The following is a 24,170-nucleotide window of genomic DNA, read 5'->3' as shown; positions in this document are numbered from 1 at the left end:
GGCCCGACCCCCTCCTCGACCCCTCGGCGACACGGCCTGCCCACCAGGCTTCCGGCAGCCATGGACCACACGCCGCCCGAGCCGGTGACGGGGCGTCGTCCCAGCCGGATCCGCGGGCCCCGGCGCCCTCGGCCGCTACCTCGCCCGCGGGCGCCTCAACAGCCCCCGGTGCGGCCGCGGTCCGGTGGTGCGACACCCTCGTGGCTCGTGGCTCGTGGGCGTACGCTGTCGCGGACCGCGCGTTCCCCGGGGGCGACTCGTGCGGTTCGTTCGTCGCGGCGCGGCGTCCTGGGGCACGGGGCCGTCCACCTTCCGCGGGTGGCCCGTTCCGGTCCCTCGCCCCCACCACGACCACCCGCGGCGGCCCGTTTCCTCCTGTGGACCGGGACGGCCCCGGGCCATCTTCCTCCGGGAGTCATGCATGACACGCTCGCTCGACGGCCTCGTCTTCGTTCCCGTGGCAGACCAGGCGCCCGGCCAGGTCGGGCGCCTGACCCGGTTCGAATACCACGAACGCGACGGTCTCGTCTGGGCCGACTACCAGGGCGGAGACGTAGTCAAGGGGCACCTGATCGGCACCCGGGCGGGCGACACGGTCGACTTCCGCTACGTCCAACTCCGCCCGGACGGCACGACCGCGTCCGGGCGCTGCACCTCGCTCGTGACCGAACTCCCCGACGGCCGCCTGCGCATGCAGGAGAGCTGGTCCTGGGAATCCCAGGAGGGCAGCGGCACGAGCACCGTCGAGCAGCCGCTGGACTGACCCCCGTCGGTCCCCCGGGGCGCGTCGCCCACCGCCGGACGCCTTCGGTCCGCCGTGCGGGCAGGTCGCGCCGAAGGCGGCAACGGCCGGCTGTCCGTCCCGCGCCGCGAGCGTGCGGCATCGGCACGTCGCCCGAGTCGGGGGCGGACACCCGGATCCGGCAGGATGGCCCGGTGACCCTCGTGCCCGGAACCGGTGACCATACGGCCCCCTCCGCCCCCGCCCGACTCGTACGGATCCGGCTGGCGGCGGCCGGATCCGCGGCGGTGACGGTCGGCGCGGGGCTCGGGCTGCGGGCCTTCGCGGCCGGAAGCGTGGCCAAGTACGGCGGGGACGCGCTGTACACCGTCCTGTTGCTGGCCCTCGTCGTGCTGGTCGCGCCCCGGTGGACGCCCCTGCGGGCCGCCGGCACGGCACTGGCGGTGAGCTGGGCCGTCGAGTTCCTCCAGCTCAGTTCCGTGCCGGCGGAGCTGTCCCGTGAGAGTGCCGCCGCCCGTATGGTCCTCGGTTCCACCTTCAACGCTCCGGATCTGTTCTGGTATGCGGTCGGCGCGGCGGGCGGCTGGCTGCTGCTGCACACGGCGAGCGGCCGGCGCCGCCGCGTCACGGCAGGGGCCCCGCCGGCCGGTGAGACTCCTCACAGCTGACGGGCCGCCCCGGGGTCCGGCAGGTCCCGTTCTGGCACGTCGTACCGGGTGTGGATGCGGCGGATCGGCCCAGAAGGGCTCCCGGATGGATGACCTAGCCTGGATCCGCAACGCGATTTCGGGGGGCCGAACGCAAAGGAAGAGCGCCTCCATGGGCATCACGAGCAGTTCCGCCCGCCGCGTCCGGCGGGCGGGATCCGCAGCCGCCGCGACCGTCCTCGGCATCCTGGCCGTATCCGCCGCCCCGGCCCTCGCCGCCGCGGACGGCTCGGCGGACCAGCCCGCGGCCGGCCCCGCGAGGGAGGCCGCGCGCGGCTCTGCCGGGAAGCCCGCCTCCGCCCCCGAGAAGCCGGCCGCCAAGGATTCCGCCGGTTCCGCGTCGACGGCCGGCAAGCCGGGGCCCGCCCGAAGCGCCTCGGGGATACCTCTGGCGATCTCCCGGCTGGCCCAGGGCCCGGGACGGGATGTCGCGATCACCATCGACGACGGCCCCGACCCCCGCTGGACCCCCCAGGTCCTGGAGGTCCTGCGGAAGAACCACGTCAAGGCCACCTTCTGCATGATCGGGACCAAGGCTCAGAAGTATCCGGAGCTTGTGCGCTCGGTCGCCGCCGAGGGGCACCGCCTGTGTAACCACTCCGTCGACCACGACGTGACCATGGACCACAAGCCGGTCGCCTACCAGAAGCAGCAGATCCTCGAGGGCAAGGCCATGATCGAGAAGGCCGCTCCCGGGGTCCCGGTCGGCTACTACCGGGCACCGGGCGGCGCGTTCACCCCCGACAGCCGGGCGATCGCCGCGGCGAGCGGGATGCGGCCGCTGGGCTGGAGCGTGGACCCCAAGGACTGGAGCCGTCCGGGCCTGCCCGCGATCATCTCCGCGGTCGAGAGCGATCTCCCGCAGCAGCCGACCGTCTTGTTCCACGACGGGGGCGGCGACCGCAGCGAAACAGTCGCCGCGCTGGGGCAGTACCTGCCCTGGCTCACCGCGCAGGGCTACCACTTCACCTTCCCCGCGCGCACCACCCCGTAGCCAGTCGACCGGCGGGCGGTGGCAGGCGGGGATACGGCCGCGGCATCGGCGCGCCGCCGATCCGCGGGATCCTAGCCGGGGCGTCCGGGGCCCGGACTGGCCCGGGCGATCAGGAGGGCCACATCGTCGTGGACTCCCGGATGGCGCATGGTGTCCAGCAGCAGGTCGCAGGTCTCGTCCAGCGGGCGGCCGGGGTCGTCGAGGGCTTCGAGGAGAACGTCCAGGCGCTTGTCGATCGGGTCGTCGCGGGTCTCGACGAGGCCGTCGGTGTAGAGGACCAGCTGGTCGCCCGCCCCGACCGGGACACTCACGGTGCGGAAGGCGACCCCCACACCGCCGAGCGGGGCACCGGTGGGCAGGTCGAGGAGCTCACGCGTACCGTCCTGGCGCAGCAGGACCGGTGGCAGGTGCCCGGCCAGGGCGAGGTGGCACTGCGCCGCGCAGGGATCGTAGACGGCGTAGACGCAGGTCGCGATGGTTTCCAGGCCCTCGGTGACGTGGTCGAGGTGGTGCAGGACCTGTGCGGGGTCGAGGTCGAGATCGGCCAGTGTCCGGGTGGCGGTGCGCAGCTGGCCCATGCTGGCCGCGGCCCCGACTCCGCTGCCCATCACGTCGCCGACGACGAGGGCGGTCTTGTCGCCGCTCAGCGGGATCACGTCGAACCAGTCGCCGCCGATCTCCATGGTGGCCTGGGCGGGACGGTAGCGGGTGGCGACTTCCAGGCCCGGCCGCCGCGGCGGGGTGCGCGGCAGCAGGCTGCGCTGGAGAGTGAGCGCGGTGTGGCGTTGTTCTTCGACGGCCCGGTGCCGCTCGGTGACGTCCACGCTGGCGGTCGCCACCCCCAGCACGGTCCCGTTGGGTGCTTCGAGCCGGTAGAACGAGATCGACCAGGCGTGGTCGTGGTCCGGGTCCGCCGGGGTCCGGCCGACGGTGTACTGGTCCACGATGGGAACACCAGTGGCCAGGACCTCGCGCATCGCGGCCTCGAAGGACGGGTCCACGGCCGGCAGCACCTCGTGGACGTGCCGGCCGATGTGCTCCGCGGCGGGCACCCCGTTGAGGGCTTCCTCCGCCGGGTTGACCGAGACGTAGCGAAGGTCGGTGTCGAGGACGCCGAGCCCGACCGGCGACTGGTCGACGAGGCGGGCGGACAGCGCCAGGTCCCGTTCGACCTGCCGGACCGTCGCCTGGTCGGCGGCCAGGCCCAGGGCGTAGTACTCCTGCTGGGAGTCCAGCAGCCGCATGTTGCGGAATTCGACCATGCGCGTGCTGCCGTCCTTGTGCCGGACGGGGAAGACGCCGACCCAGCTGACCCCGTCCTGCATGACCTCGGCGAACATGTCCAGGACGACCGGAAGGTGCTCCTCGTGGAGCAGCAGGCGGCCCGCGTACTCCCCGAGCGCCTCGTCGGCGGTGTAGCCGAACAGTTCCTCCGCCTGCGGGCTCCAGAGATCGATCCGGCCGTCGGCATCCAGCAGCACGGCGGCCACGCGTAGCACGTCGAGCAGGCCGCCCGGTCCGGACTCGGCGGGCCGCCCCCCGTCGGGATCGCCGTGCGAGGGCTCGATCGCTCCCATCTGCGAGCCCTCCTTCCGGCCGCCGCGGACTGCCGCCCTACCCTCCCAGCCCTCTCATCGTCCCTCTCCGCGCGACACGCGTACACGCCTGGACCCCGCCGGACGGCCCAGCGCCAACCGTGCGTCACCACCGGCCACCGCATCGGCTCTGATGCGGCAGGGTTCAGCTCCGGGCGGGCTCCGTGTCATAGCGGACCGGGAGTTCCGTCAGGCCGCGGGCGCGCAGGGAGGGCCGCCAGCGCGGAGCGGAAGCCGCGGCTTCGAGCACGGGGTAGCGCTCCAGGAGGGCGGTCAGGGCGATCTCGGTCTCGGCTCGGGCCAGGGGGGCGCCGAGGCAGTAGTGGATGCCGTGACCCAGCGCGAGGTGACCCGAGGTGTCGCGGTCCAGGTCGAGGAGGTCGGGGCGCGGGAAGCGGTCCGGGTCGCGGTTGGCCGCGGAGAGCGAGAGCAGGACGGTCTCCCCCGCCGGGACGGTGACCCCCGCGATCGTGAGGTCTTCCGTCGGGAAGCGTCGGATGGCGAGGGGTGCCGGTCCCTCGTAGCGGGCGATCTCCTCGACGGCAGCCGGCAGGCCTGACGGGTCGTCGCGGAGGCGCGCGAGTTGTTCGGGGTGCTCCAGGAGCGTGTGGATCGCGTTGCCGATGAGCTGGACGGTGTTCTCGTACCCGGCGAAGAGGATGAGGAAGGCGAGCGACATCAACTCGTCCTCGCTGAGCCGGTCGCCCTCGCCGTCGCCGTTGCCGTTGCCGTTGCCGTCCCGGACGGCTATCAGGTCGGAAAGGAGGTCGTCGCCGGGGCTGCTGCGCTTGTGCGCCATGAGCTCGGTGAAGAAGCCGAGCATCGCTACCACGGCTTCGCCGGCGGCCCGGGGCCGCTCGGGGTCCGGGGCGATGAGTGCGTCCGTCCAGGTGCGGAAGTCGAGGCGGCGGTCCTCCGGGACGCCCAGCAGGTCGCAGATGACGACGATGGGCAGCGGTGCGGCGTAGGCGGCCACCAGGTCCGCGGTCCCGGCCTCGCCGAGGGCGTCGAGGAGGCGGTCCGCAGTCGCGCGGATGGGGGTGCGGAGTTGCTCGGTGCGGCGCGGGGTGAAGGCGCGGCTCACCAGTCTGCGGATGCGGGTGTGGTCGGGCGGGTCCATGTTGAGCAGGTTGGCGTCCAGGGCCGGCGGCAGCGACAGCCCCCGGTAACCGCCTTCTCCCGCACGGGACTTGTCCAGGGACATCCGGGGATCGGCGAGCGCTGCGCGTACGTCGTCGTACCGCGTGACCAGCCATGCCGGGGTGCCGTCGGTGCCGGTGATGCGGCAGACCGGCACGGTGTCACGCAGCCGGGCATAGACGGAGTGGGGGTGCTCTAGCAGTTCGCCCTGAAGATCCATGGGGCCACCTTAGGACGGTGGAGCAACCGGCCGTCCCGGCGGCCGGCCCGGGCCACGCGCGCCTGGTACCGGTGGTTCTGGTCGTGGACGAACTCCCCGGCGCCTTCCGGAGCGCCGGGGACGGGTCCGCCCCCGAGTGCGGGACGCGGAGGCGGACCGGGCGCGGGCATGTCGCCCAGTGGGCCAGGGAGCCCGGCCGACTCACCGGAACGACCGGCTCAGTGGAGCGACCGGCTCAGTGGAACAGCATGGACGCATCCCCGCTCGGCGTGGACACCGAGCCCGGGCACAGGAAGCTGCCTGAGGCCTTGGTCGCGGTGAAGGCCCGGTTGACGTACTTCCGGCTGGTGCCGTCACGGTCCCACACGATGTTCGTGGCCTTGTACCGGCAGGAGATGAAGCTCTGCTTGCCGGTGATGTCGATCAGATCGGTCCGGGCCGTGCCGGCTGCGTCGTCGAACGTGAAGGCGGGGTTGTTGTTGAGGGTGGCGGCGATACCGCCACCGCAGGCGAGGTTGCCGCCCGGCGCGTTGATCGTGGTGCGGTCGACGGTGAGGGCGTTCGGGGCGGCGGCGCTGGTGCTCGCGTTCGTCCAGCCACAGCTGTTGCCGGCGACGACCATCACGCCGTCGGCCTTCTGGTCGGCCGCCGGGGCGGCGGAGCCGTAGGCAAGGGCGGTACCGGTACCGGACGAACCCGCCGCGAGGACGAGTGCCGCGATTCCGACGACACGGGCGAGTCGTGTGGTGCGGGAGATGGGCGTGGTGTGCCTCATGGGTCGCTCCTCCATGCCACGTGCTGGTGGGGGTGGGCGAGGCTCTGGGCCTCTCAGGGGGGTGCGGAGTGCGTGCCGGGAGCGTCCCACAGCCACCTCGAAGTGTCAGGAGCCTGTCAGGTGCATGGCAATAATTGGCTTGAATTACCGGTCGGTACGGCGCGGGCGCCGGGGCGGGACGACCCATGAGGTCCGCCTCCCCGATGACGGGCACAATGAGGAGAGACCTCGATCGAAGGGGGACCTCCGATGCCATCGGACCGGCCAGGGGGTGAGCATGCCGACGCCCCCGGTCCGATCCGGTCCGAGCCGGGGTCGCTGCTGGAGCACGTGTCGGTGGCCGTGTTCGGTCTGGACGACCAGGAGCGCGTCCGCTACTGGGGCCCCGGCGCACGCCACCTGTTCGGATACCCGGCCGAAGAGGTGCTGTCCCGGCCGGCCTCGCTCCTCTTCCCCGACCCGGTCCCGGGACGCCCCGGCGGGGCCGCGCGGCTGGTGGAGCGCGGCCGCAGCCTCGGCTACTGGCGGGTCCGGATGCCCGCCCGGCACCGCGACAGCGGCGTCTTCGACTGCGGCTTCCGGGTGTTCCCGGTGACCGGGACCGGGGACGACTCGGTCGTCATGGGTCTGGCCAGCAGGGGCGATGAGCTCGACCGGGTCAAGACGAACCTCGTCTTCCTCGACGCGCTCTTCGAGACCTGTCCGATCGGCCTGGTCATGCTCGACGACGAGCTCCGGTACGTCCACCTCAACCAGGTGCTGGCCGACATGGACGGACTTCCCGTGGGCGAGCACCTCGGGCGGCGCATGACCGACATCATGATCACGTCCGACGGGGGCGAATACGAACGCAGCCTCCGGGCCGTGGCCGAGAAAGGGGACCCTCTGGTGGGTGCGCTCGTGGGACTGCGCACGCCGGGCCGGCCCGACCGGGACCAGGTCCGTTCCGTGAGCTTCTTCCCACTGAGCGGGGCGGGGGACACCCGGACCGGCCTGGGCGGACTGCTCGTCGACGTGACCGACCGGGAGAGGGCGCTGCTCGAAGCGACAGCCGCCCGCCAGCGGCTCGACCTCCTGGACCGGGCGTCGGCCCAGGTCGGAACCACCCTGGATCTGGAGGTCACGGCCCGCGAACTGGTCGACGCCGTGATGCCCGACTTCTGCGATGGCGCCGTCGTGGAAATGGTCGAGTGGATGTACGAGGACGAGCGGTTCGACCCGGCTCTGCCCCTGACCACTCGCCGGATCGCCGGTGGCACGGTCCTGCCGCCGCCCGCCCCCGAGCTGGTCGGCGGCCTGGAGCGGGTGACGTACCCGCCGGGATCGGGCATCCACCAGATGCTGAGCAGCGGCCGCCCGCTGTCGGTCGTGGTCGAGGAGGCGTTCGCGACCCGCACGGCCGCCCACCGGGACCGGGCCCGGCTGCTGCTCGACAGCGGCCTGGGCGGCATCGTCCTCGCCCCCCTCGTCGCCCGGGGCACGGTCCAGGGCATCGCCATGTTCGGCCGGTCCGTCGACCGCCCGGCCTTCACCGAACAGGACGTGACCCTCGCCGGCGAACTGGCCTCGCGCGCCGCCCTGTGCCTGGACAACGCCCGCCTGTACGGCCGGGTCCAGGACATCGCGCTGACCCTCCAGCGCGCCCTGCTGCCCAGCGCCGTGGCATCCGGCACGCACGTGAGCGTCGCCCACCGCTACCTCCCGGGCAGCAGGATCACCGAGGTCGGCGGCGACTGGTACGACGTGATCAACCTGCCCGGCGACCAGGTCGCGCTCGTCGTCGGGGACGTCATGGGGCACGGGATTCCAGCCGCCGCGTCGATGGGCCGACTACGCATCACGGCCAAGGCGGTGGCCGCCCACAGCCGCACACCCGAGGCACTGCTCGCCGAACTCGACGCGTGCGCGCAGGACTCCGGCATCCAGCTGGCCACGTGCCTCTACCTGGTCTACGACCCGCACACCGGCCGCGCCCGCATCGCGAACGCGGGCCATCCGCCACCACTGCTGCGCCACCCCGACGGCACCGTCCAGACCATCGGCGAGGGCCTGGGAATCCCGCTGGGGGTGGGGGGCGTCGCCTTCCGTTCGTCGGCGATCGACCTGCCGGAGGGAGCGGTGCTCGCCCTCTACACCGACGGCCTCATCGAAGCGCGGGGCCAGGACATCGGGGCCGGTCTGGACGCCCTGCGGGAGCAGCTGCGCACGGTCAACGGGCCGCTGGAGGAGGCCGCCGACCGGATCATCGCGAGCCTGCTGCCCGCCGAGCCGACCGACGACACGGTCCTGGTACTAGCCCGCATCCGCCGCGCCACTCCCTACTAGATCAATCTCCCGCCCGGTCGGACGCCGCCCGGTCCGGCCCGCCCGAGTGCCCCCGCGCGACATCCGTCAGCTCGGGACCTAAACCGACGTCGCACCGATGCCGTCCGCGACCGGGCCCGGGCTCGCAACGCGAACCGGCCCCCGATGTGCTCGGAAGACGCTGAGATTGCTTTCCCGGCATCTCAGAACGGGCCGCTGAGGGTGCCGAGCCGGTCGGTCAGGCGCAGGTTCTCGGAGTAGTCGACGGGGCAGGCGATCACGGAAACGCCGTCGTCGTCCAGGGCGCGGCGCAGCGTGGGCAGCAGTTGGTCTGCGGACTCGACCCGGTAGCCGCGTGCGCCGAAGCTCTCGGCGTAGGCGACCAGGTCCGGATTGGTGAACCGGGTGTGGCTGTGGCGGCCGAGCTCCAGTTCCATCTTCCAGGTGATCAGGCCGTACTCCTCGTCCACGAGGACCAGGACGACCAGGGGGACGCGTTCGCGGACGGCGGTCTCCAGTTCCTGGGAGTTCATCAGGAAGGAGCCGTCGCCCATCATGGCCAGGACGCGTCGGTCCGGCCGGGCCAGTTGGGCGGCGATGGCGCCCGGCAGCGCGAATCCCATGGTGGACAGTCCGTTGGAGACCAGGCAGGTGTTCGGTTCGTAGGTCGGGTAGAGCCGGGACATCCACATCTTCCCGGCGCCGGTGTCGGCGAGCACGATGTCGTGGCGGTCCAGCGCCGTGCGGACGTCCGCCACCACGCGCTGCGGCACCAGGGGGAAGGCCTCGTTGTCGCGTCCGTACCGAAGTTCTTCGTCGAGCAGCGAACGAATCTTCGTGCTGCTCGACGCGTCGTAGGCGAGGCCGTCGGGCAGTGCTGCCGCGAGGGCGTCCAGCGCCTGCGAGAGATCCCCCTCGACGCCGACGGCGACCGGGTAGTGGGCGTCCACCTCGGCCGGGAAGCGGTGCAGGTGCACGATGCGCTTGTCGCCGTTCGGGTTGATCTTGGCAGGGTCGAACTCCTGGACCTCGTAGCCGACGCAGAGCAGCACATCGGCCGCGTCGAAACCGAAGTTGCCGTAGTCATGGCGCATGAAGCCGACCGCGCCGAGGGCGTTGGGGTGGTCGTCGGGGAAGACGCCCTTGCCGTGAAAGGTGGTCGCGACCGGGATGTTCAGCCGCTCGGCGAACCGCAGCAGGGCGGCCGAGGCCCCGGCTCTCGCGGCGCCGTGGCCGGCCAGGACAATGGGATTCCGGGCCGTGCTGAGAACCTCGACCGCTCGTGCGATCTGGGAGGGTGACGGCGCATCGGCGCGCACCGTATCGATCTGCAAGGAGCCCAGGGTCTCGACGGGACGGTCCGCTTCGATGTCCTCCGGCACCGCCAGGAACACGGCACCGGGACGCTCGCTCTGAGCGGTCTTGAACGCCTTGCGCATCATTTCCGGCACCGCGTCCGGACACTCGATGCGGGCCGACCACAGGGTGACGGGAGCGAACATCGACACAAGGTCGATGACCTGGTGGGACTCCTTGTGGATGCGGCGCAGGGAACCCTGGGCGGCCAGCGCCACCAGCGGCGCGCTGTTGGTCGTGGCGTCCGCGGTGCCGAGCAGCAGGTTGATCGCGCCGGGCCCCAGGGTCGCCGAACACACGCCGGCCCGGCCGGTCAGCCGTCCGTAGATCTCCGCCATGAACGAGGCGGCCTGTTCGTGGCGCACCAGGATGTAGCGGATTCCGGAGTCGTTCAGCGCGTCGACGAAGCGGATGTTCTCCTCCCCCGGGATCCCGAAGACGTACTCGACGCCCTCCGCCCGCAGACAGCGCACCAAGTGATGCGCGACGTCCTCCACCGCTGTCGTCTTCCGCGACTCGGTCGCCGCGCCCTCGGTATCCATGCGACGAACCTAGGCACGCCCCACTCCCCCGGCCACTCTTCGGCCGCCGACCGGGGCATCACCACACTCCTCGCCGCCGCCGGCACCGGGATGGGCACGGGGCCACCACCAACCCGTACGAGATCGCGACCGGCGAGGGCGGCGACGGCACCCCGCGTCCCGTCGCATCCGGTCGAACCGGCCTGCTGCCGCGCGGCGGCAGCGACTCCAGCCGGGGACACGCCGCCCGTTCGTCAGATCCCCACGTCCCGCAAGACATGATCGGGAACGAACACGATCCACTTCCGTGTCGAACCCTAGGTCGAGGTCGCTGTCCGGCGCAGCACTCCGATCTTGTCGATGCGGTGCTCGGGGTTGCCCTGGGCGTCGCTCCAGAAGTTGCCCTCGGCGTGGTCCTCCGGTGTGGCGCAGGTCGAGATCGTGATCATGGCCTGGGTGGGGGCCGCGCCGGGTGCCCCGGGGACCGGCGCGCGCTGTTCGTCGAGCGAGCGCTGCGACCGGAAGGACGTCCTGCGGGTGGCGATGATCTCGTAGGTGTACTCGGCCCCGTCCGCGGTCACGACGACCGGGTCGCCCACGCCGACGGCGGGCAGGTCCCGCAGCGGGCCGCCGGCCGACAGCCGGTGCGCGGTGACCAGGAAGTTCCCCACCTGGCCGGGTCCCACCCCACCCCGCTCCCCGTACGGGCTGGCTGCGATCCCGCGGTCCTGGATGAGGGTTCCGGGCCGGTCGTCGGTGGTGCCCTCGTACGGGACCACGCGGAGCCCGATGACCCCCGCGGAGGGTATGGACAGGTTCGACTCCCGGGTGCGGAGATCGACCGGATCCCGCGCGGGCGTGGCCGCGGGCTCGACGGCCCCGGCGGACGCCGGACCGGTGGCCGGGGCCGTGGTGGGCACCTGCGTCGTCCGCGGCCCCGCCGCGGGTCCGGCGGCGACCGAGGGCCCGCAGGCCGCCAGCAGGGCGGTCACGGAACCGGCCAGTACGGCGGGGACGGCTCGGGACGGGAACGGCAGGGGCATGGGTGCATCCGTGGGGGTCGTCGCCCGGGCCGAGCGGCAGGTGGGTGACCCGGTTGACGGTCAGGGTGACATACGGAGCAAGAAGTCCATAAGGGTCCAGGTCTGTGACCTGCCTCCCCGTCTCCGAACGGCCGGTTCCGAGAGGGGGAGGCAGGCCCTCGGCGCGGCGGAGAATGCGAGAGGCCGGCGGTCATCCCGTCTGCGCCAGGTGGCGAGTGCCGCCGGCCAGGGGGCGCGGACGGGCGGTTACTCGACCTTGGCCCAGTCGAGCGTGCGTTCCACTGCCCTCTTCCAGCCCTCGTACCCTTCGGCGCGCCGCTCCTCGGACCACTGGGGCTCCCAGCGCTTGGACTCCTGCCAGTGGGTGCGCAGTTCGTCCGTGTCCCGCCAGAAGCCGGTGGCGAGGCCGGCCGCGTAGGCGGCGCCCAGCGCGGTGGTCTCGGCGACGACGGGGCGGCTGACCGGTACGCCGAGGACGTCGGACTGCGTCTGCATGCACAGGTCGTTGGCGGTGACGCCGCCGTCTACCTTGAGCACGTCGAGGTGCACACCCGAGTCCTGCTCCATGGCCTCCACGACGTCGCGGCTCTGGTAGCAGATGGCCTCCAGGGTGGCCCGCGCCAAGTGGCCGCTGTCGTGGTAGCGGGCGAGGCCGACGATGGCGCCGCGGGCGTCGGAGCGCCAGTACGGGGCGAACAGTCCGGAGAAGGCCGGAACGAAGTAGATGCCCCCACTGTCCTCGACCGTACGGGCCAGGCGTTCGGTCTCGGCAGCGTCAGTGATGATCTTCAGCTGGTCGCGCAGCCACTGCACGGCGGAGCCGGTGACCGCGATGGAGCCTTCGAGGGCGTAGACCGCGGGGCTGTCGCCGAACTGGTAGGCCACGGTGGTGAGGAGGCCGTGCCGCGAGCGGACGAGCTCGGTGCCGGTGTTGAGGACCAGGAAGTTGCCGGTTCCGTAGGTGTTCTTCGCCTCGCCGGGCGCGAAGCAGACCTGGCCCACGGTGGCCGCCTGCTGGTCACCGAGCACGCCCGTGATGGGGATGGCCTCCCGCAACGGCCGCGACGTGCGGGTCCGTCCGTACGCCTCGGGATGGGACGACGGGTTGATCGTGGGCAGCATGGACCGGGGAATGCCGAAGAACCCCAGCAGTTCGTCGTCCCAGTCGAGGGTCTCCAGGTCCATCAGCATGGTGCGGCTGGCGTTGGTGACATCGGTGGCGTGGACGCCGCCGTCGGGGCCTCCGGTGAGGTTCCACAGCACCCAGCAGTCGGTGTTGCCGAAGAGGGCGTGCCCCTTCTCGGCGGCCTCCCGCACGCCGTCGACGTTCTCCAGGATCCACTGGATCTTGCCGCCGGAGAAGTAGGTGGCCGGGGGCAGCCCCGCCTTGCGGCGGATGACCTCGCCCTGGCCGCCGCGCTCCAGCGCCGCAGCGATGGAGTCGGTACGGGTGTCCTGCCAGACGATCGCGTTGTAGTACGGGCGCCCGGTGCGGGGGTCCCAGACGACGGTGGTCTCGCGCTGGTTGGTGATGCCCACGGCCGCGAGGTCGGAGGCGTCGAGGTTGCCGTGCCGGAGGGCGTTCTGGATCACCGAGTTGGTGCGCTCCCAGATCTCCACCGGGTCGTGTTCGACCCATCCCGAGCGCGGCAGGATCTGGTTGTGCTCCAGTTGGTGCCTGGCCACCTCGTTGCCGGCATGGTCGAAGATCATGAATCGGGTGCTGGTGGTGCCCTGGTCCACTGCGCCGACGAAGTCAGCCATGGGATGCCGCCTCCTCTGGGGAATGCCGTGAATGGGGCCGGCGCCCGGGACGGAGCGCCGATGCGCGTCCGTCCCGGGTGCGGGCAGCTCTGTGCGGTTCAGCTCTCGTCCGGGACCGGTACCCGTCCGGGGGGCTCGGGTTCGGCGTCCGGCAGGAACCGGCCGACGAGGAGCTTGTAGAGAGCCGCTCCGAGCACGCCCCCGATGAAGGGGCCGATGATCGGGACCCAGAAGTAGAGATGGCCGTACTGATCTCGCCATGCCCCGCCGTAGCCGGTGAGGAAGCTCGCCAGGCGGGGGCCGAAGTCACGGGCCGGGTTGATCGCGTAGCCGGCGTTGGTGCCCCACGCCATGCCGATCGCCACCACGATCAGGCCGACGATGAACGGGGCGAGGTTGGCGCCGGGGGGCGTACCGAGCATGTCCGTGATGGCCAGCACCAGGAAGAGGAGGATGGCGGTCCCGATGATCTGGTCGCGCAGCGCACCCCACTCGGTCACCGGCAGGTTCGTGTTGCCGTTCGCCGGGAGCGTGGAGAAGACCCCCTGCGTCTTGATGGTGTGACCGGGGTCGGCCTTGGCCAACGCCTCGCTGTAGTTCCAGCGGACGATCAGGGCCCCCACGAAGGCTCCGGCCACCTGGGCCACTGCGTAGGGGGCCACCTTCTTCCACGGGAAGCCCTTGAACGCGGCCAGTGCGACCGTCACCGCGGGGTTGATGTGAGCACCGCTCAACCTGGCCGCGACGTAGACGCCCAGGGTCACGCCGAGGCCCCAGGCCCAGGCGATGCTGTCGTGGTTCCCGAGACCGCCCGCGGGGTCCGTGAGGGCCCCGCCCGCGACCACTTGGGCCACCACACCGCAACCGAAGAGGATAAGGATCATGGTGCCGGCGAATTCGGCGAAGAGTTCGCCGACCAGACCCGATCTATGGAGGCGCTCCGTCATGGATGCCCGCTTCCCGCCGGGCCGAAGGCCGGCTTCGAACTGCCCCGAGTCCTCTGTCTGACCGCAGTACGGGACGGTCCCGCGCGAAGGACGGCAGGTCCTGCGCGGCGCTCTCGCCCCGCTGCGGGTACGTCGGTCCTCCCTCGTTCCGCCGCCCTTCGGGCGGAGCCGCCTCGGATGGGACAGGGCCCGGCCGGGGCGACTGCGGCTCCGGCCGGGCCCTGCGTGCGTGGGGTGTTGCCCCGAATCCCGGACGCCCGGCCGCTCCGGTCAGAAGCCGTCTGCGTGCGGGCCCTTCGCACGGGGCGCGCCCTGACGGCCCGGCCGACGCGACGGTTGGCGGGGCTCGGGATGGACCGGGTCCAGTCCGGGCGGCAGCGGGCGCTGCTTGTCCTCGCGGCCCTTGCCCGGCTCCCGGTGCTTGTCCTTCATTCCGCCCATGACGGCAGACTCCTTCTGACGGGGACGGAGGATTCCGAGGATTCCTCTCCACCACGCTGACACAGCCGGTTACTTTCCGCACCATGTGGTCTACGGGTCGCAGTGCGCACGCACGCTGCGCCTCCGGTCGGCGGGGCCGGGAACCGGCCCGGGGCACCCATGTGAAGCCGCCGCGCCCGGTGTTCGACCCTGTAGAGGACGACGCGGCCGACCGCGGGACGACCGGAGGCGAGGCCGCCACGCGGCCCGTCGGGCTCCGTTCGGCTCCGTTCGACGTCCCTGCGATCCGATGGGCACCGGGCGGGCGGAGTCCGTCGCGGCCGTCACCGGTCGCGGGCCGCCTCCTCGGCAGCCGCGATGGAGGCGAGGGGCGAGCCGGGGTCCCGCTCCACCTCCAGGTCGCCCAGGGTGACGATGCCGACGAGCTCACCCCCGGCGTCGCGCACGGGCAGGCGCCGCAGCGCGTGCCGGCGCATGAGGTCGACGGCCTCGTCGACGTGGTCGTCGGGCCCGACGGTCAGGGGTTCGGTGCTGCAGAGCGCGTGCACGGTCGTCTCCGCGGGGTCACGGTCCTCCGCCATCCCGCGGACGACGAGATCGCGGTCCGTGACGATGCCGCAGAGCCGGCCCTGGTCGACGACCAGCACGTCCCCGATGCCCGCGTCCCGCATCACCCGCGCCGCTTCCGCCAGTGAGGTCAGGCGCTCCACGGCCACCGGGTTGCGCGTCATCACCTCGTGCACTCGTCGGGTCATCGGTCCTCCCGAAGGTCGTAGCCGCCGTGGGACACGGCACCTGCTGCGCGGCGCCTACCCCGCCACCGGCGAGGTAGGCCCGTGGGCCCGGCCTGGCCGGTTCCAGTATCCGGCGGTGGCGCCGTCCGGGCGGGCGCCGCTGCCCGCAACGGGTGGGGCTCCGCCCTGCCGGGCGGCGCGGGCACGAGGGCCCCGACCGGCCGGGGGGGGGATGGCCGATCGGGGCGGCCCCAGCCGGCCGGGGGGGAAGGCGGGCCAGGGCGTTCACGAGCGGGAGCGGGAAGGACCCCGTGTGACCTCCCGGCGGCGGCGACGCGGGCACCGCACCGGGCCCGGGGGCTTCGTCCTCCTGCGCCCCGCATCAAGACAAACGGTCAGCGGCCTCTCGTTGTTCCCGCACACCGCTGGTACTCGGGGTCAAGATCGGGAAGGATCTCGCGCATGGTCTCGATAGTGCAGAACGTGGCGGTCGACTGTGCGGACGCCTACGCGTTGGCCCGGTTCTGGAGCGGTGCGACGGGCTGCCCGATGCATCCGGACGCCAAACCGGGCGACCGGGAAACGATGGTGCTGCTGGCGGAGGGGCCGGTGCTCTACTTCAACCAAGTGCCCGAACACAAGACGGTCAAGAACCGGATCCACCTGTGCCTGCGCCCGGAAACCACGCGTGACGATGAGGTGGAGCGGCTGCTCGGTCTCGGCGCCACCTTCGTCTCCGACCACCGCAACCCCGACGGGTCCGGTTGGGCCGTTCTCGCCGATCCCGAGGGCAACGAGTTCTGCGTCCTGCGCAGCGACTCCGACCGGGCGCGCGCCGATGCCCAGGGCGCAGACCCGTCCGTACCCGGCGCGGGGGCCCCGGCGGCCCGCCCCGGCGCCGGAGCCGGATGCGGAGTCGGAACCTGACCCGTTTCAGGCCGACGGGCGACGATGTCCTGCGGGATCGTCCTTTCCGGCCCTGACGGGTCGATACGCTTGCCCGGGCGAGGACCGGTCGTTGGGCGGAGGAGAAACACGTGGGTACGGGCAATCCGTTGACGCAGGTACCGCGGATGCGGCTGGACGAGCTGCTGGACGAACTCCAGGCGCGCATCGACGCCGTTCGCGGCACCCGCGACCGGGTGCACAGCCTGCTCGAGGCCGTGGTCTCGGTCGGCCGGGAGCTCGATCTCGCCCAGGTGCTCCGGCGGATCGTGGAGGCGGCCGCCCTGCTCGTGGACGCCGAGTACGGGGCGCTGGGCGTGATCGGCCCCGACGGTCGCACGCTCGCCCGGTTCCTGACTGTCGGGCTCACCGATGAGGAGATCGCACGGATCGGGCCGCTGCCCGCCGGCCACGGCCTGCTCGGGGAGGTCATCCACCATCCGGAGCCCCTGCGGCTCACCAACCTGGGCGCGCACCACTCGTCGTACGGCTTCCCGGCCCATCACCCGCCGATGCGTACGTTCCTGGGTGTGCCGATCCGGGTCCGCGACGAGGTGTTCGGCAACCTGTACCTCACCGACAAGCGGGGCGGGTTGGACTTCGACACCGAGGACGAGGCCGTGATCTCCACCCTGTCGGTGGCGGCGGGTGTCGCGATCGACAACGCGCGACTGTACGAGGGGTCGCAGCGCCAGCAGCGATGGCTCAGGGCCAACGCGGAGATCACCGAGAGCCTGCTGTCCGGCTGTTCGCGCCCGACGGTGCTGGAACTCATCGCCCGCCGGGCCCAGGAGATCACCGCGGCGCGCCTGGCGGACATCGCCATGCCGGTGGCCGGAGTGGACGGCCTGGTCGTGGAGTTCGCTGCCGGCGCGGACGGACCGGAACGGCAGGGACTCGTCGTCCCCTTCGCCGAGACGCTCTCGGGAGCCGCGTACCGGGCGGGCCGACCCGTCACGGCCATGACGGGGGCGGACGACGCGCACTACCCGGCCGAGGCCCAGGTCCGGCAGCGGGCGGGGCTGGGGCCGGCCGTCGCCGTCCCGTTGAGCACGGCGGGCGGGGAGAGCCGGGGCGTGCTGCTGCTCGCGCGCGCGGCGGGCGAACCGGCGTTCGGCGAGGGCGAGCTGGAGCCGCTGGTGGCCTTCGCTGGTCAGGCGGCGCTCGCCCTGGAGCTGGCGGAGCGGCGCCGGGACGCCGAGCAGATAGCGCTGCTGGAGGAGCGTGACCGGATCGCCCGCGACCTGCACGACCTGGCCATCCAGCGTCTCTTCGCCACCGGGATGACCTTGCAGAGCGCGGCCCGGCTCGTCGAGCACGAAGGAGCCGCCGAGCGGGTCGGCCGGGCGGTCGACGACCTGGACGAAACCATCAAGATCATCCGATCGACGATCTTCGGACTGCGTACCAAGGACCGTGAGAACGGCCCGGGCCTGCGGGCGCGGGCGGCCCGTGCCGTCGGCGAAGCCGCCACCCCGCTCGGCCATCCGCCGCGCCTGAGCATGGAGGGCCTGCTCGACACCGACGTACCGGCCCAGATCGCCGACCACATCATGGCGGTCCTGGGGGAACTCCTCAGCAATGCCGCCCGCCACGCGCGGGCCACCCGGGTCGGCGTGAGCCTCAGGGCGGGGAGCGGCGAAGTCGTGCTGGCCGTCACGGACAACGGCACCGGCATTCCGGCGCAGGGCCGCCGGAGCGGTCTGCGCAACCTCGACGAGCGGGCCCGGGCCGTCGGCGGGTCCTTCACCGTGGAGAACCCGCAGGAGGGCGGCAGCCGGCTGGTGTGGCGGGCACCGCTGCCCGGCGGGAGCTGAGCGCGGGGACGGGTCGGCTTCAGGCCCCCGGCGCGGGGTGCGGTGCCGCCTCCTCCAGCCGGAACCCGGTGACGAGGTCCGGGTGGATCCGCAGGGCACCGGTCATGGGCGTTCCGACCCAGGGGCGCAGCAGGTCCGCGTACCGGTCGGCGTCGGCGGCATCGGCCACCGGGCGCGCGTAGCCGGTGACGACGACGCTCCAGCCGAGGTGGGTGTCGGGGTCGATGACGTCCGCTTCGTAGGCCACGACCACCCCAGGGGCCTCGGTCGGTGCCGCCAGCGAGCCGAGCGCCCCGCCTCCGTGAATGCGGACGACGATGTCCTCGCCGTCGACGAGGTGGTTCACCGGCCGAACGGCGGGCAGCGCGTGCCGGGTGAAGACGATGCGTCCCAGCGACACCGTGGCGAGGAGTCCCAGTGCCTCGGCCCTGTCCAGCTCCCGCATCCGTCGCGGGTCCGCGGACCGGGGCGGCTGCGTGATCACGAGACGACGAGGTTCAGGTCGCGGTCGGCGGCGAGCACCCGCATGGACTTGATCACCTGGGGTGGCACGTCGCACAGGAGGAGCCGGGTTCCCGCCTCGCGGGAGTGACGTTCCAGTCGGGTGAAGAAGGCGATGCCCGCACTGTCGCAGAAGGAGAGGCCGCGCAGGTCCAGGATCAGGTTGCGGTGGCCGGAGCCGGCGAGTTCGCGCAGGCGCGGCGCCACGTGCTCCACGGTGAAGAAGTCGAGCTCCCCGGCCAGGGCTATTCTCAGGCCGCGATCGTCGCGTGCCACGGTCCTCAGGTCGATCAGGGCGGTCCTCATGTCGTCCTCCGCGCTGCGTGCGGCTCCGTCGAGTCGCGCCATTGCCGTGCGCCCTCAGTGCACCTCGTGCGGCCGGCCCCGGAAAAGGCCCGGCAGGCCCTTCGGACAGGGCCGAAGGTCCCTGTCCGAAGGGCCGGCCGGTACCCGCCCCGGAGCGGCCCTCCCGTGCGGGCCGATCGGGTCCTGTCCGACCGGCCGGCCGGGCTGCGGAAGGCCGGTGGGCGTGCGTCCGCGACGGACCCGGCCGAAGGAGTCGCGTCGTGGCAGGGGCGCGGAAGCCGGCCGTGGAGCGTCAGCGGTGCGGGACGACGGCCACGGGGCAGACCGCGTGGTGCAGCACGGCGTGGGCCACCGAACCGATGCGCGCCCCGAGCGCCGACTCGCGGACCCGCCGGCCGACGACCAGCAGCCCTGCGTCCGAAGCGGCGGACAGCAGCGCGTGGCCCGCGCTCCCCTGCTCGACGTGCTCGACCACCTGCACCTCGGGATACCGGGCCCGCCACTGCTCCAGGGCCTGCTCCAGCGCTTCCTGCTCGTACGGCGCCAGGCCGCCGAGCTGGTCGGCGATCCACATCGACCCGGGGCTGTAGCCGTAGATCGGGGGCAGGCTCCAGGCCCGGACGGCCCGGAGCGGCACCTTGCGGGCCGCGGCCTCCTCGAAGGCGAAGCGCAGCACCTCGGCGGACTCCTCCACGCCGCCCTGCTGGCCGACGACCACCTCTCCCCCGCCGGCCGCCGGGACCGGCCCGTCCCGCCCAGCCCGGACGGAGACGACGGGGCACTCGGCGGCGGCGATCAGCTGCTGCCCGTACGAGCCGAGCAGGAAGCCGGCCACGGCGCCGTACCCACGGGAGCCGAGCACCAGCATCTCCGCCCCCTTGGCGGCGCGCAGCAGGGCCGGCACCGGAACGTCCGGCACCACCTCCGCGGTGAGCGCGACCCCGGGGTGGCGACGGGTGAGCTCGGCCTCGGTCTCCTCCAGGATCTCCTGGGCCCGGCGGGCCTCGGTCGCGCGGTCCTGGACGACCGGTACGGCGAGCGGCTGCCACAGCCAGGCGTGGACCACGTGCACGTGCAGATTGCGGAGCACGGCTTCCCGCGCGGCCCAGTCGGCAGCGGCCCTGCTCTCCGCCGAGCCGTCCACTCCGACGACGAGGGTTCGCTTCACAGGTCTGTCCTCCGTACTGACGCGCGGGGCGTCGGTATCTCCCGCAGGGATGGGTCGCGCCGGCCGGGGGAAGGACCGGCCGCCGCGCCATTCACCGTGCCCGGGACGGGCAGGCGCACGGAAGGGCCGACCGGCCCTCACCGAGGGACGGTCCTCCCCTGCGGGCCGCCCGCGCACGGGCGCAGGCTGTCGGCATCGGCTCAGTCGACGAACGCCCCGGACCCCGGCACGCAGGAGCGGACATGACCGCGTTGACCGCGCAATCGATCTCGGAGCTGGACGCCCACTGGCGCGCCGCGAACTACCTGGCCGCCGGCCAGATCTACCTCATGGGCAATCCCCTGCTGGCCCAGCCGCTGCGGCCGGAGCACATCAAGCCGCGGCTGCTCGGCCACTGGGGCACCTCGCCCGGTCTGAACCTGGTGTACACCCACCTCAACCGCGTGATCAGGGAGCGGTCCCTACAGGCGCTCTGCGTCTGGGGCCCCGGGCACGGCGGACCGGCCGTCCTGGCCAACTCCTGGCTGGAGGGGACGTACAGCGAGGTCTACCCGGACGTGGCGCGGGACGCCGACGGCATGGCCCGGCTGTTCCGGCAGTTCTCCTTCCCCGGCGGGGTGCCGAGCCATGTGGCTCCGGAGACGCCCGGGTCCGTCCACGAGGGCGGTGAACTCGGCTACGCCCTCTCCCACGCCTACGGGGCCGCGTTCGACCACCCCGGTCTGCTGGTCGCCTGCGTCATCGGCGACGGCGAGGCGGAGACCGGGCCACTGGCCGCGTCCTGGCACTCGAACAAGTTCCTCGATCCGGTCCACGACGGCGCGGTCCTGCCCGTCCTGCACCTCAACGGCTACAAGATCGCCAACCCGACCGTGCTGTCACGGATCCCCGAGGCCGAGCTCGACGCGCTGTTGCGCGGTTACGGGCACGAACCCCTGTACGTGACCGGCAGCGAGCCCGCCCTGGTGCACCAGGCCATGGCCCGCGCGATGGACCACGCCCTGGACCGGATCGCGGCCATCCAGCGGGAGGCCAGGACGGCGGGCGCCGATCCGGGCCGCGAGTACACCCGCTGGCCGATGATCGTGCTGCGCACGCCCAAGGGCTGGACCGGACCGGCGACCGTGGACGGTGAGCCGGTCGAGGGCACCTGGCGTGCCCACCAGGTCCCGCTGGCCGGGGTCCGCGAGAATCCCGAGCACCTGCGACAGCTGGAGGCCTGGCTCCACTCGTACCGACCCGAGGAGCTCTTCGACTCCCGCGGACGTCCGACGGCGCAGATCCTGGCGTGGGTCCCGGACGGCGGACTCCGCCTCGGGGCGACGCCTTGCGCGAACGGGGGCCGCCTGCTGCGGCCGCTCCCGCTCCCCTCGCTGGACGCGCACGCCGTCCCCGTCCCCAAGCCGGGGCGCGGCCTGCACGAGCCGACCCGCGTCCTGGGGAGCTTCCTGACACAGATCATGCGGGACACCGCGGGGCGGAGGGACTTCAGGGTCGTCGGCCCGGACGAGACCGCTTCCAACCGGTTGGACGGCCTGTACGAGGCCACCGGCAAGGCCTGGCAGGGCATCACGGAGGCCACCGACCGGAACCTGTCGCGCGACGGCAGGGTCATGGAGATCCTTTCCGAACACGTCTGCCAGGGCTGGCTGGAGGGCTACCTGCTGACCGGCCGCCACGGCCTGTTCTCCACGTACGAGGCCTTCGCGCACATCGTGGCGTCCATGGCCGGCCAGCACATCAAGTGGCTGAAGACCGCGCGCGAGCTGTCCTGGCGCGAGCCCGTCGCCTCCCTGAACTACCTGCTCACCTCGCACGTCTGGCGTCAGGACAACAACGGCTTCTCGCACCAGGACCCCGGCTTCGTCGACCACGTCCTCAACAAGAGCCCGGAGGTCGTGCGGGTCTACCTGCCGCCGGACGCCAACACCCTGCTCGCCGTGGCCGATCACGCCCTGCGCAGCCGCGACCGGGTGAACGTGATCGTCGCGGGCAAGCAGCCCTGCTTCGACTGGCTCCCGATCGACGCGGCCCGTGAGCACGTGGCGCGCGGCGCCGGCGTCTGGGACTGGGCCGGCACCGACCAGGGCTCCGGCGATCCGGACGTCGTCCTCGCCTGCGCGGGCGACGTGCCCACCATGGAAGTGCTGGCGGCCGCGGCCCTGCTCCGCGAGCACCTCCCCTCGCTGGCCGTGCGCGTCGTCAACGTCGTCGACATCGCCCGTCTGATGCCCCACGAGGAACACCCGCACGGCATGACGGACGCCGAGTACGACGCCCTCTTCACGACCGACAGCCCGGTGATCTTCGCCTACCACGGGTACCCGTGGCTCATCCACCGCCTGGCCTACCGCCGGACGGGCCACGCCCGGCTGCACGTGCGCGGGTACAAGGAGTCCGGGACCACGACCACCCCCTTCGACATGGTCGTCCGCAACGACATGGACCGCTACCGGTTGGTCATGGACGTCATCGACCGCGTCCCCGGCCTCGCGGAGCGCGCCGGAGGGCTGCGCCGCGCCATGGCCGACCAGCGCGTCCGCCACCACGACTGGATCCGCGCGCACGGCACGGACCTGCCTGAGGTGGCGGACTGGTCCTGGCCGTGCTGAACGGGCGCCCTACCGCCCCGGCACGCCCCGGCATCCCGTGCATCCCCGACCTCCCCGGCGGTCGCCCTGCGTGACGGAGGCGGTCGGGGGGATCTACCGGCGGGTGGGCCCGGCCCCCTCCTGAGACAATTCCGGTGGAAGCGCACCAGCACCTACGGCGTCACCCGGAGCAGGCGGCGATCATGTCCAACGTACCGGGAGCCTCCGCGGAGGCTCCCATCAAGGTGTTCCTCCTCGACGACCACGAGGTGGTGCGGCGGGGGCTGCGCGACCTGCTCGACGCCGAGGCCGACATCACCGTCGTGGGCGAGGCGGCGACGGCCGGCCAGGCCCTGGCCAGGGGGCCGGCGCTCCGCCCGGACGTGGCCGTCCTCGACGTCCGGCTGCCCGACGGCGACGGGATCGCGGTCTGCCGGGAGCTGCGTTCCCGGATGCCCGGCCTGGCCTGCCTGATGCTGACGTCGTTCGACGACGAGGACGCCCTGCTGGACGCGATCATGGCAGGGGCCGCCGGGTACGTGCTGAAGCAGATCAAGGGGACCGACCTGGTCTCCGCGGTGCGCACGGTCGCCACCGGGCAGTCCATGCTCGACCCTGCGACGACCGCACGCCTGATGCGCTCCCTCCGTGCCCCGGAGCCGGTCGGGACACCCGAGGACACCCGCCTGGCGGCGCTCTCCGAGCGGGAACGGGCCGTACTCGAACTGATCGGGGACGGCCTCACCAACCGCCAGATCGCGAAGCGGCTCTACCTCTCGGAGAAGACCGTCAAGAACCACATCTCGCGGCTGCTGGGAAAGCTGGGCGTCGAACGGCGGGTACAGGCAGCCGTCATCGCCGCGCACGTCCACGACCAGGGGACCGGCGGCGAGGCCGCGCCGAGGCACTGAGCTGCCGGTCGGGCGTCGAGCATGACCTGAACCAGGAGGCCGTTCCGATGGATTCCACCTCTTCGATCCGCTTCAACGCGGCGCTGCCGGCCGACTGCCGCAACCGCCTGATGGAGATGGCCGGTGAGGTCAACTTCGACGAGGGCGCGCATCTGTTCCGCGAGGGCGGTCGCGCCGACCGGTTCTGGATCGTCCGGTCGGGCACGGTGACCCTCGACGTCCATGTGCCGGGCCGACGCGCGGCGGTCATCGAGCGGCTCGGCGCCGGTGAGCTGGTCGGCTGCTCGTGGCTGTTCGCACCGTACACCTGGCGTTTGGGCGCGGAGGCCATGACACCGGTACGCGCCCACGAGTTCGACGCCGTGCGCGTCCGCGAGCTGATGGAAGCCGACACCGCGTTCGGCGCGGCCCTCGGTCACTGGGTCGGACAGGTGCTCGCCCACCGGCTGCAGGCAGCCCGAGTGCGCCTGCTCGACCTCTACGCGCCGTACGGAAGCGGCAGCTACCTGTGACCGTGGCAGAGGACCTCCTCCGTGCGGACCGCGCCCGGAGGCGGGGGGGGCGTGCGGCGGGGGGGGGGCGCCCCCGAGGGTGGCGATTGGGCATAGGGCGCCCCGGGGGGGCCGGTGGGGCGGCGCAACACCGCCG

Annotated in this window: 20 protein-coding genes and 1 pseudogene; 9 read left to right on the top strand and 12 right to left on the bottom strand. The window is 72.6% G+C overall.

The window, feature by feature from the left end; all coding sequences use genetic code 11:
• The first annotated feature begins 421 nt into the window (after positions 1–421).
• From ACFW2G_RS10925 to ACFW2G_RS10915, 3 genes are all read left to right on the top strand, one after another.
• Positions 422–763 (top strand): hypothetical protein, encoded by a 342-nt coding sequence (locus tag ACFW2G_RS10925; protein WP_037922594.1) that lies wholly within the window; start codon positions 422–424, stop codon positions 761–763.
• A gap of 173 nt (positions 764–936) precedes the next feature.
• Positions 937–1,410, top strand: coding sequence for a DUF2809 domain-containing protein (locus tag ACFW2G_RS10920; RefSeq protein WP_384581850.1), 474 nt, complete (start codon positions 937–939; stop codon positions 1,408–1,410).
• A gap of 151 nt (positions 1,411–1,561) precedes the next feature.
• Positions 1,562–2,443 (top strand): polysaccharide deacetylase family protein, encoded by an 882-nt coding sequence (locus ACFW2G_RS10915; protein WP_384453962.1) that lies wholly within the window; start codon positions 1,562–1,564, stop codon positions 2,441–2,443.
• A gap of 71 nt (positions 2,444–2,514) precedes the next feature.
• On the opposite strand, the gene ACFW2G_RS10910 is transcribed toward ACFW2G_RS10915, so the two are convergent.
• The 3 genes from ACFW2G_RS10910 to ACFW2G_RS10900 form a co-directional block, all read right to left on the bottom strand.
• Positions 2,515–4,020, bottom strand: a complete 1,506-nt coding sequence (locus tag ACFW2G_RS10910; protein WP_384581848.1) for a SpoIIE family protein phosphatase — start codon at positions 4,018–4,020, stop codon at positions 2,515–2,517.
• Positions 4,021–4,183: 163 nt separating this feature from the next.
• A complete protein-coding gene (locus ACFW2G_RS10905) occupies positions 4,184–5,398 on the bottom strand; it encodes a cytochrome P450 (protein ID WP_384581846.1) in 1,215 nt (404 codons plus the stop codon).
• Between the two features lie 235 nt (positions 5,399–5,633).
• The gene (locus ACFW2G_RS10900) at positions 5,634–6,173 is read right to left on the bottom strand and encodes a hypothetical protein (protein WP_384453953.1); all 540 of its coding nucleotides are present in this window, start codon (positions 6,171–6,173) and stop codon (positions 5,634–5,636) included.
• A gap of 249 nt (positions 6,174–6,422) precedes the next feature.
• Between ACFW2G_RS10900 and ACFW2G_RS10895 the strand changes: the two genes are divergently transcribed.
• On the top strand, positions 6,423–8,498 hold the full coding sequence (locus ACFW2G_RS10895; protein WP_384581844.1) for a SpoIIE family protein phosphatase: 2,076 nt from the start codon (positions 6,423–6,425) through the stop codon (positions 8,496–8,498).
• A 182-nt stretch (positions 8,499–8,680) separates the two neighbouring features.
• Here the strand turns inward: ACFW2G_RS10895 and ACFW2G_RS10890 are convergent, their stop codons facing one another.
• The 6 genes from ACFW2G_RS10890 to ACFW2G_RS10865 all read right to left on the bottom strand — a co-directional run bounded on the left by ACFW2G_RS10890 (position 8,681) and on the right by ACFW2G_RS10865 (position 15,304).
• Positions 8,681–10,375, bottom strand: a complete 1,695-nt coding sequence (locus ACFW2G_RS10890) for an acetolactate synthase large subunit (RefSeq protein WP_384453946.1) — start codon at positions 10,373–10,375, stop codon at positions 8,681–8,683.
• Between the two features lie 296 nt (positions 10,376–10,671).
• A complete protein-coding gene (locus tag ACFW2G_RS10885) occupies positions 10,672–11,397 on the bottom strand; it encodes a sortase domain-bontaining protein (RefSeq protein WP_384581842.1) in 726 nt (241 codons plus the stop codon).
• A gap of 246 nt (positions 11,398–11,643) precedes the next feature.
• Positions 11,644–13,161 (bottom strand): glycerol kinase GlpK, encoded by a 1,518-nt coding sequence (gene glpK, locus ACFW2G_RS10880; RefSeq protein ID WP_384581840.1) that lies wholly within the window; start codon positions 13,159–13,161, stop codon positions 11,644–11,646.
• Positions 13,162–13,259: 98 nt separating this feature from the next.
• A complete protein-coding gene (locus tag ACFW2G_RS10875; protein ID WP_037922576.1) occupies positions 13,260–14,108 on the bottom strand; it encodes an MIP/aquaporin family protein in 849 nt (282 codons plus the stop codon).
• A 270-nt stretch (positions 14,109–14,378) separates the two neighbouring features.
• Positions 14,379–14,549 carry a hypothetical protein gene (locus ACFW2G_RS10870; protein ID WP_384581838.1) on the bottom strand — a complete coding sequence of 57 codons (171 nt, stop codon included), beginning with the start codon at positions 14,547–14,549 and terminating at the stop codon, positions 14,379–14,381.
• Positions 14,550–14,872: 323 nt separating this feature from the next.
• A complete protein-coding gene (locus ACFW2G_RS10865; protein ID WP_384581836.1) occupies positions 14,873–15,304 on the bottom strand; it encodes a CBS domain-containing protein in 432 nt (143 codons plus the stop codon).
• Between the two features lie 441 nt (positions 15,305–15,745).
• Between ACFW2G_RS10865 and ACFW2G_RS10860 the strand changes: the two are divergent.
• Together ACFW2G_RS10860 and ACFW2G_RS10855 are read left to right on the top strand one after the other, a co-directional pair.
• Positions 15,746–16,114 (top strand): annotated as a pseudogene (locus ACFW2G_RS10860) (VOC family protein); the annotation flags it as partial.
• A 206-nt stretch (positions 16,115–16,320) separates the two neighbouring features.
• Entirely contained in the window at positions 16,321–18,045 is a 1,725-nt protein-coding gene (locus ACFW2G_RS10855) for a GAF domain-containing protein (RefSeq protein ID WP_384453930.1), read from the top strand.
• Positions 18,046–18,064: 19 nt separating this feature from the next.
• Here ACFW2G_RS10855 and ACFW2G_RS10850 read toward each other — a convergent pair whose 3' ends face one another.
• The 3 genes from ACFW2G_RS10850 to ACFW2G_RS10840 form a co-directional block, all read right to left on the bottom strand.
• Positions 18,065–18,490 carry a pyridoxamine 5'-phosphate oxidase family protein gene (locus ACFW2G_RS10850; protein WP_384581834.1) on the bottom strand — a complete coding sequence of 142 codons (426 nt, stop codon included), beginning with the start codon at positions 18,488–18,490 and terminating at the stop codon, positions 18,065–18,067.
• A gap of 35 nt (positions 18,491–18,525) precedes the next feature.
• Entirely contained in the window at positions 18,526–18,894 is a 369-nt protein-coding gene (locus ACFW2G_RS10845) for an STAS domain-containing protein (protein WP_384453925.1), read from the bottom strand.
• Between the two features lie 250 nt (positions 18,895–19,144).
• The gene (locus ACFW2G_RS10840; RefSeq protein ID WP_384453922.1) at positions 19,145–20,020 is read right to left on the bottom strand and encodes a universal stress protein; all 876 of its coding nucleotides are present in this window, start codon (positions 20,018–20,020) and stop codon (positions 19,145–19,147) included.
• Positions 20,021–20,262: 242 nt separating this feature from the next.
• On the opposite strand from ACFW2G_RS10840, the gene ACFW2G_RS10835 reads away from it, so the two are divergent.
• From ACFW2G_RS10835 to ACFW2G_RS10825, 3 genes are all read left to right on the top strand, one after another.
• A complete protein-coding gene (locus tag ACFW2G_RS10835) occupies positions 20,263–22,632 on the top strand; it encodes a phosphoketolase (RefSeq protein ID WP_384581832.1) in 2,370 nt (789 codons plus the stop codon).
• A gap of 182 nt (positions 22,633–22,814) precedes the next feature.
• A complete protein-coding gene (locus ACFW2G_RS10830; RefSeq protein ID WP_037922562.1) occupies positions 22,815–23,522 on the top strand; it encodes a response regulator transcription factor in 708 nt (235 codons plus the stop codon).
• Between the two features lie 47 nt (positions 23,523–23,569).
• Positions 23,570–24,034 (top strand): cyclic nucleotide-binding domain-containing protein, encoded by a 465-nt coding sequence (locus ACFW2G_RS10825; protein WP_037922560.1) that lies wholly within the window; start codon positions 23,570–23,572, stop codon positions 24,032–24,034.
• Positions 24,035–24,170: the final 136 nt, after the last annotated feature.

It is taken from the genome of Streptomyces sp. NPDC058880 (genome assembly GCF_042742535.1).
Classification (GTDB): Bacteria; Actinomycetota; Actinomycetes; order Streptomycetales; family Streptomycetaceae; genus Streptomyces.
This window is presented reverse-complemented; position numbering and strand designations above follow the sequence as displayed.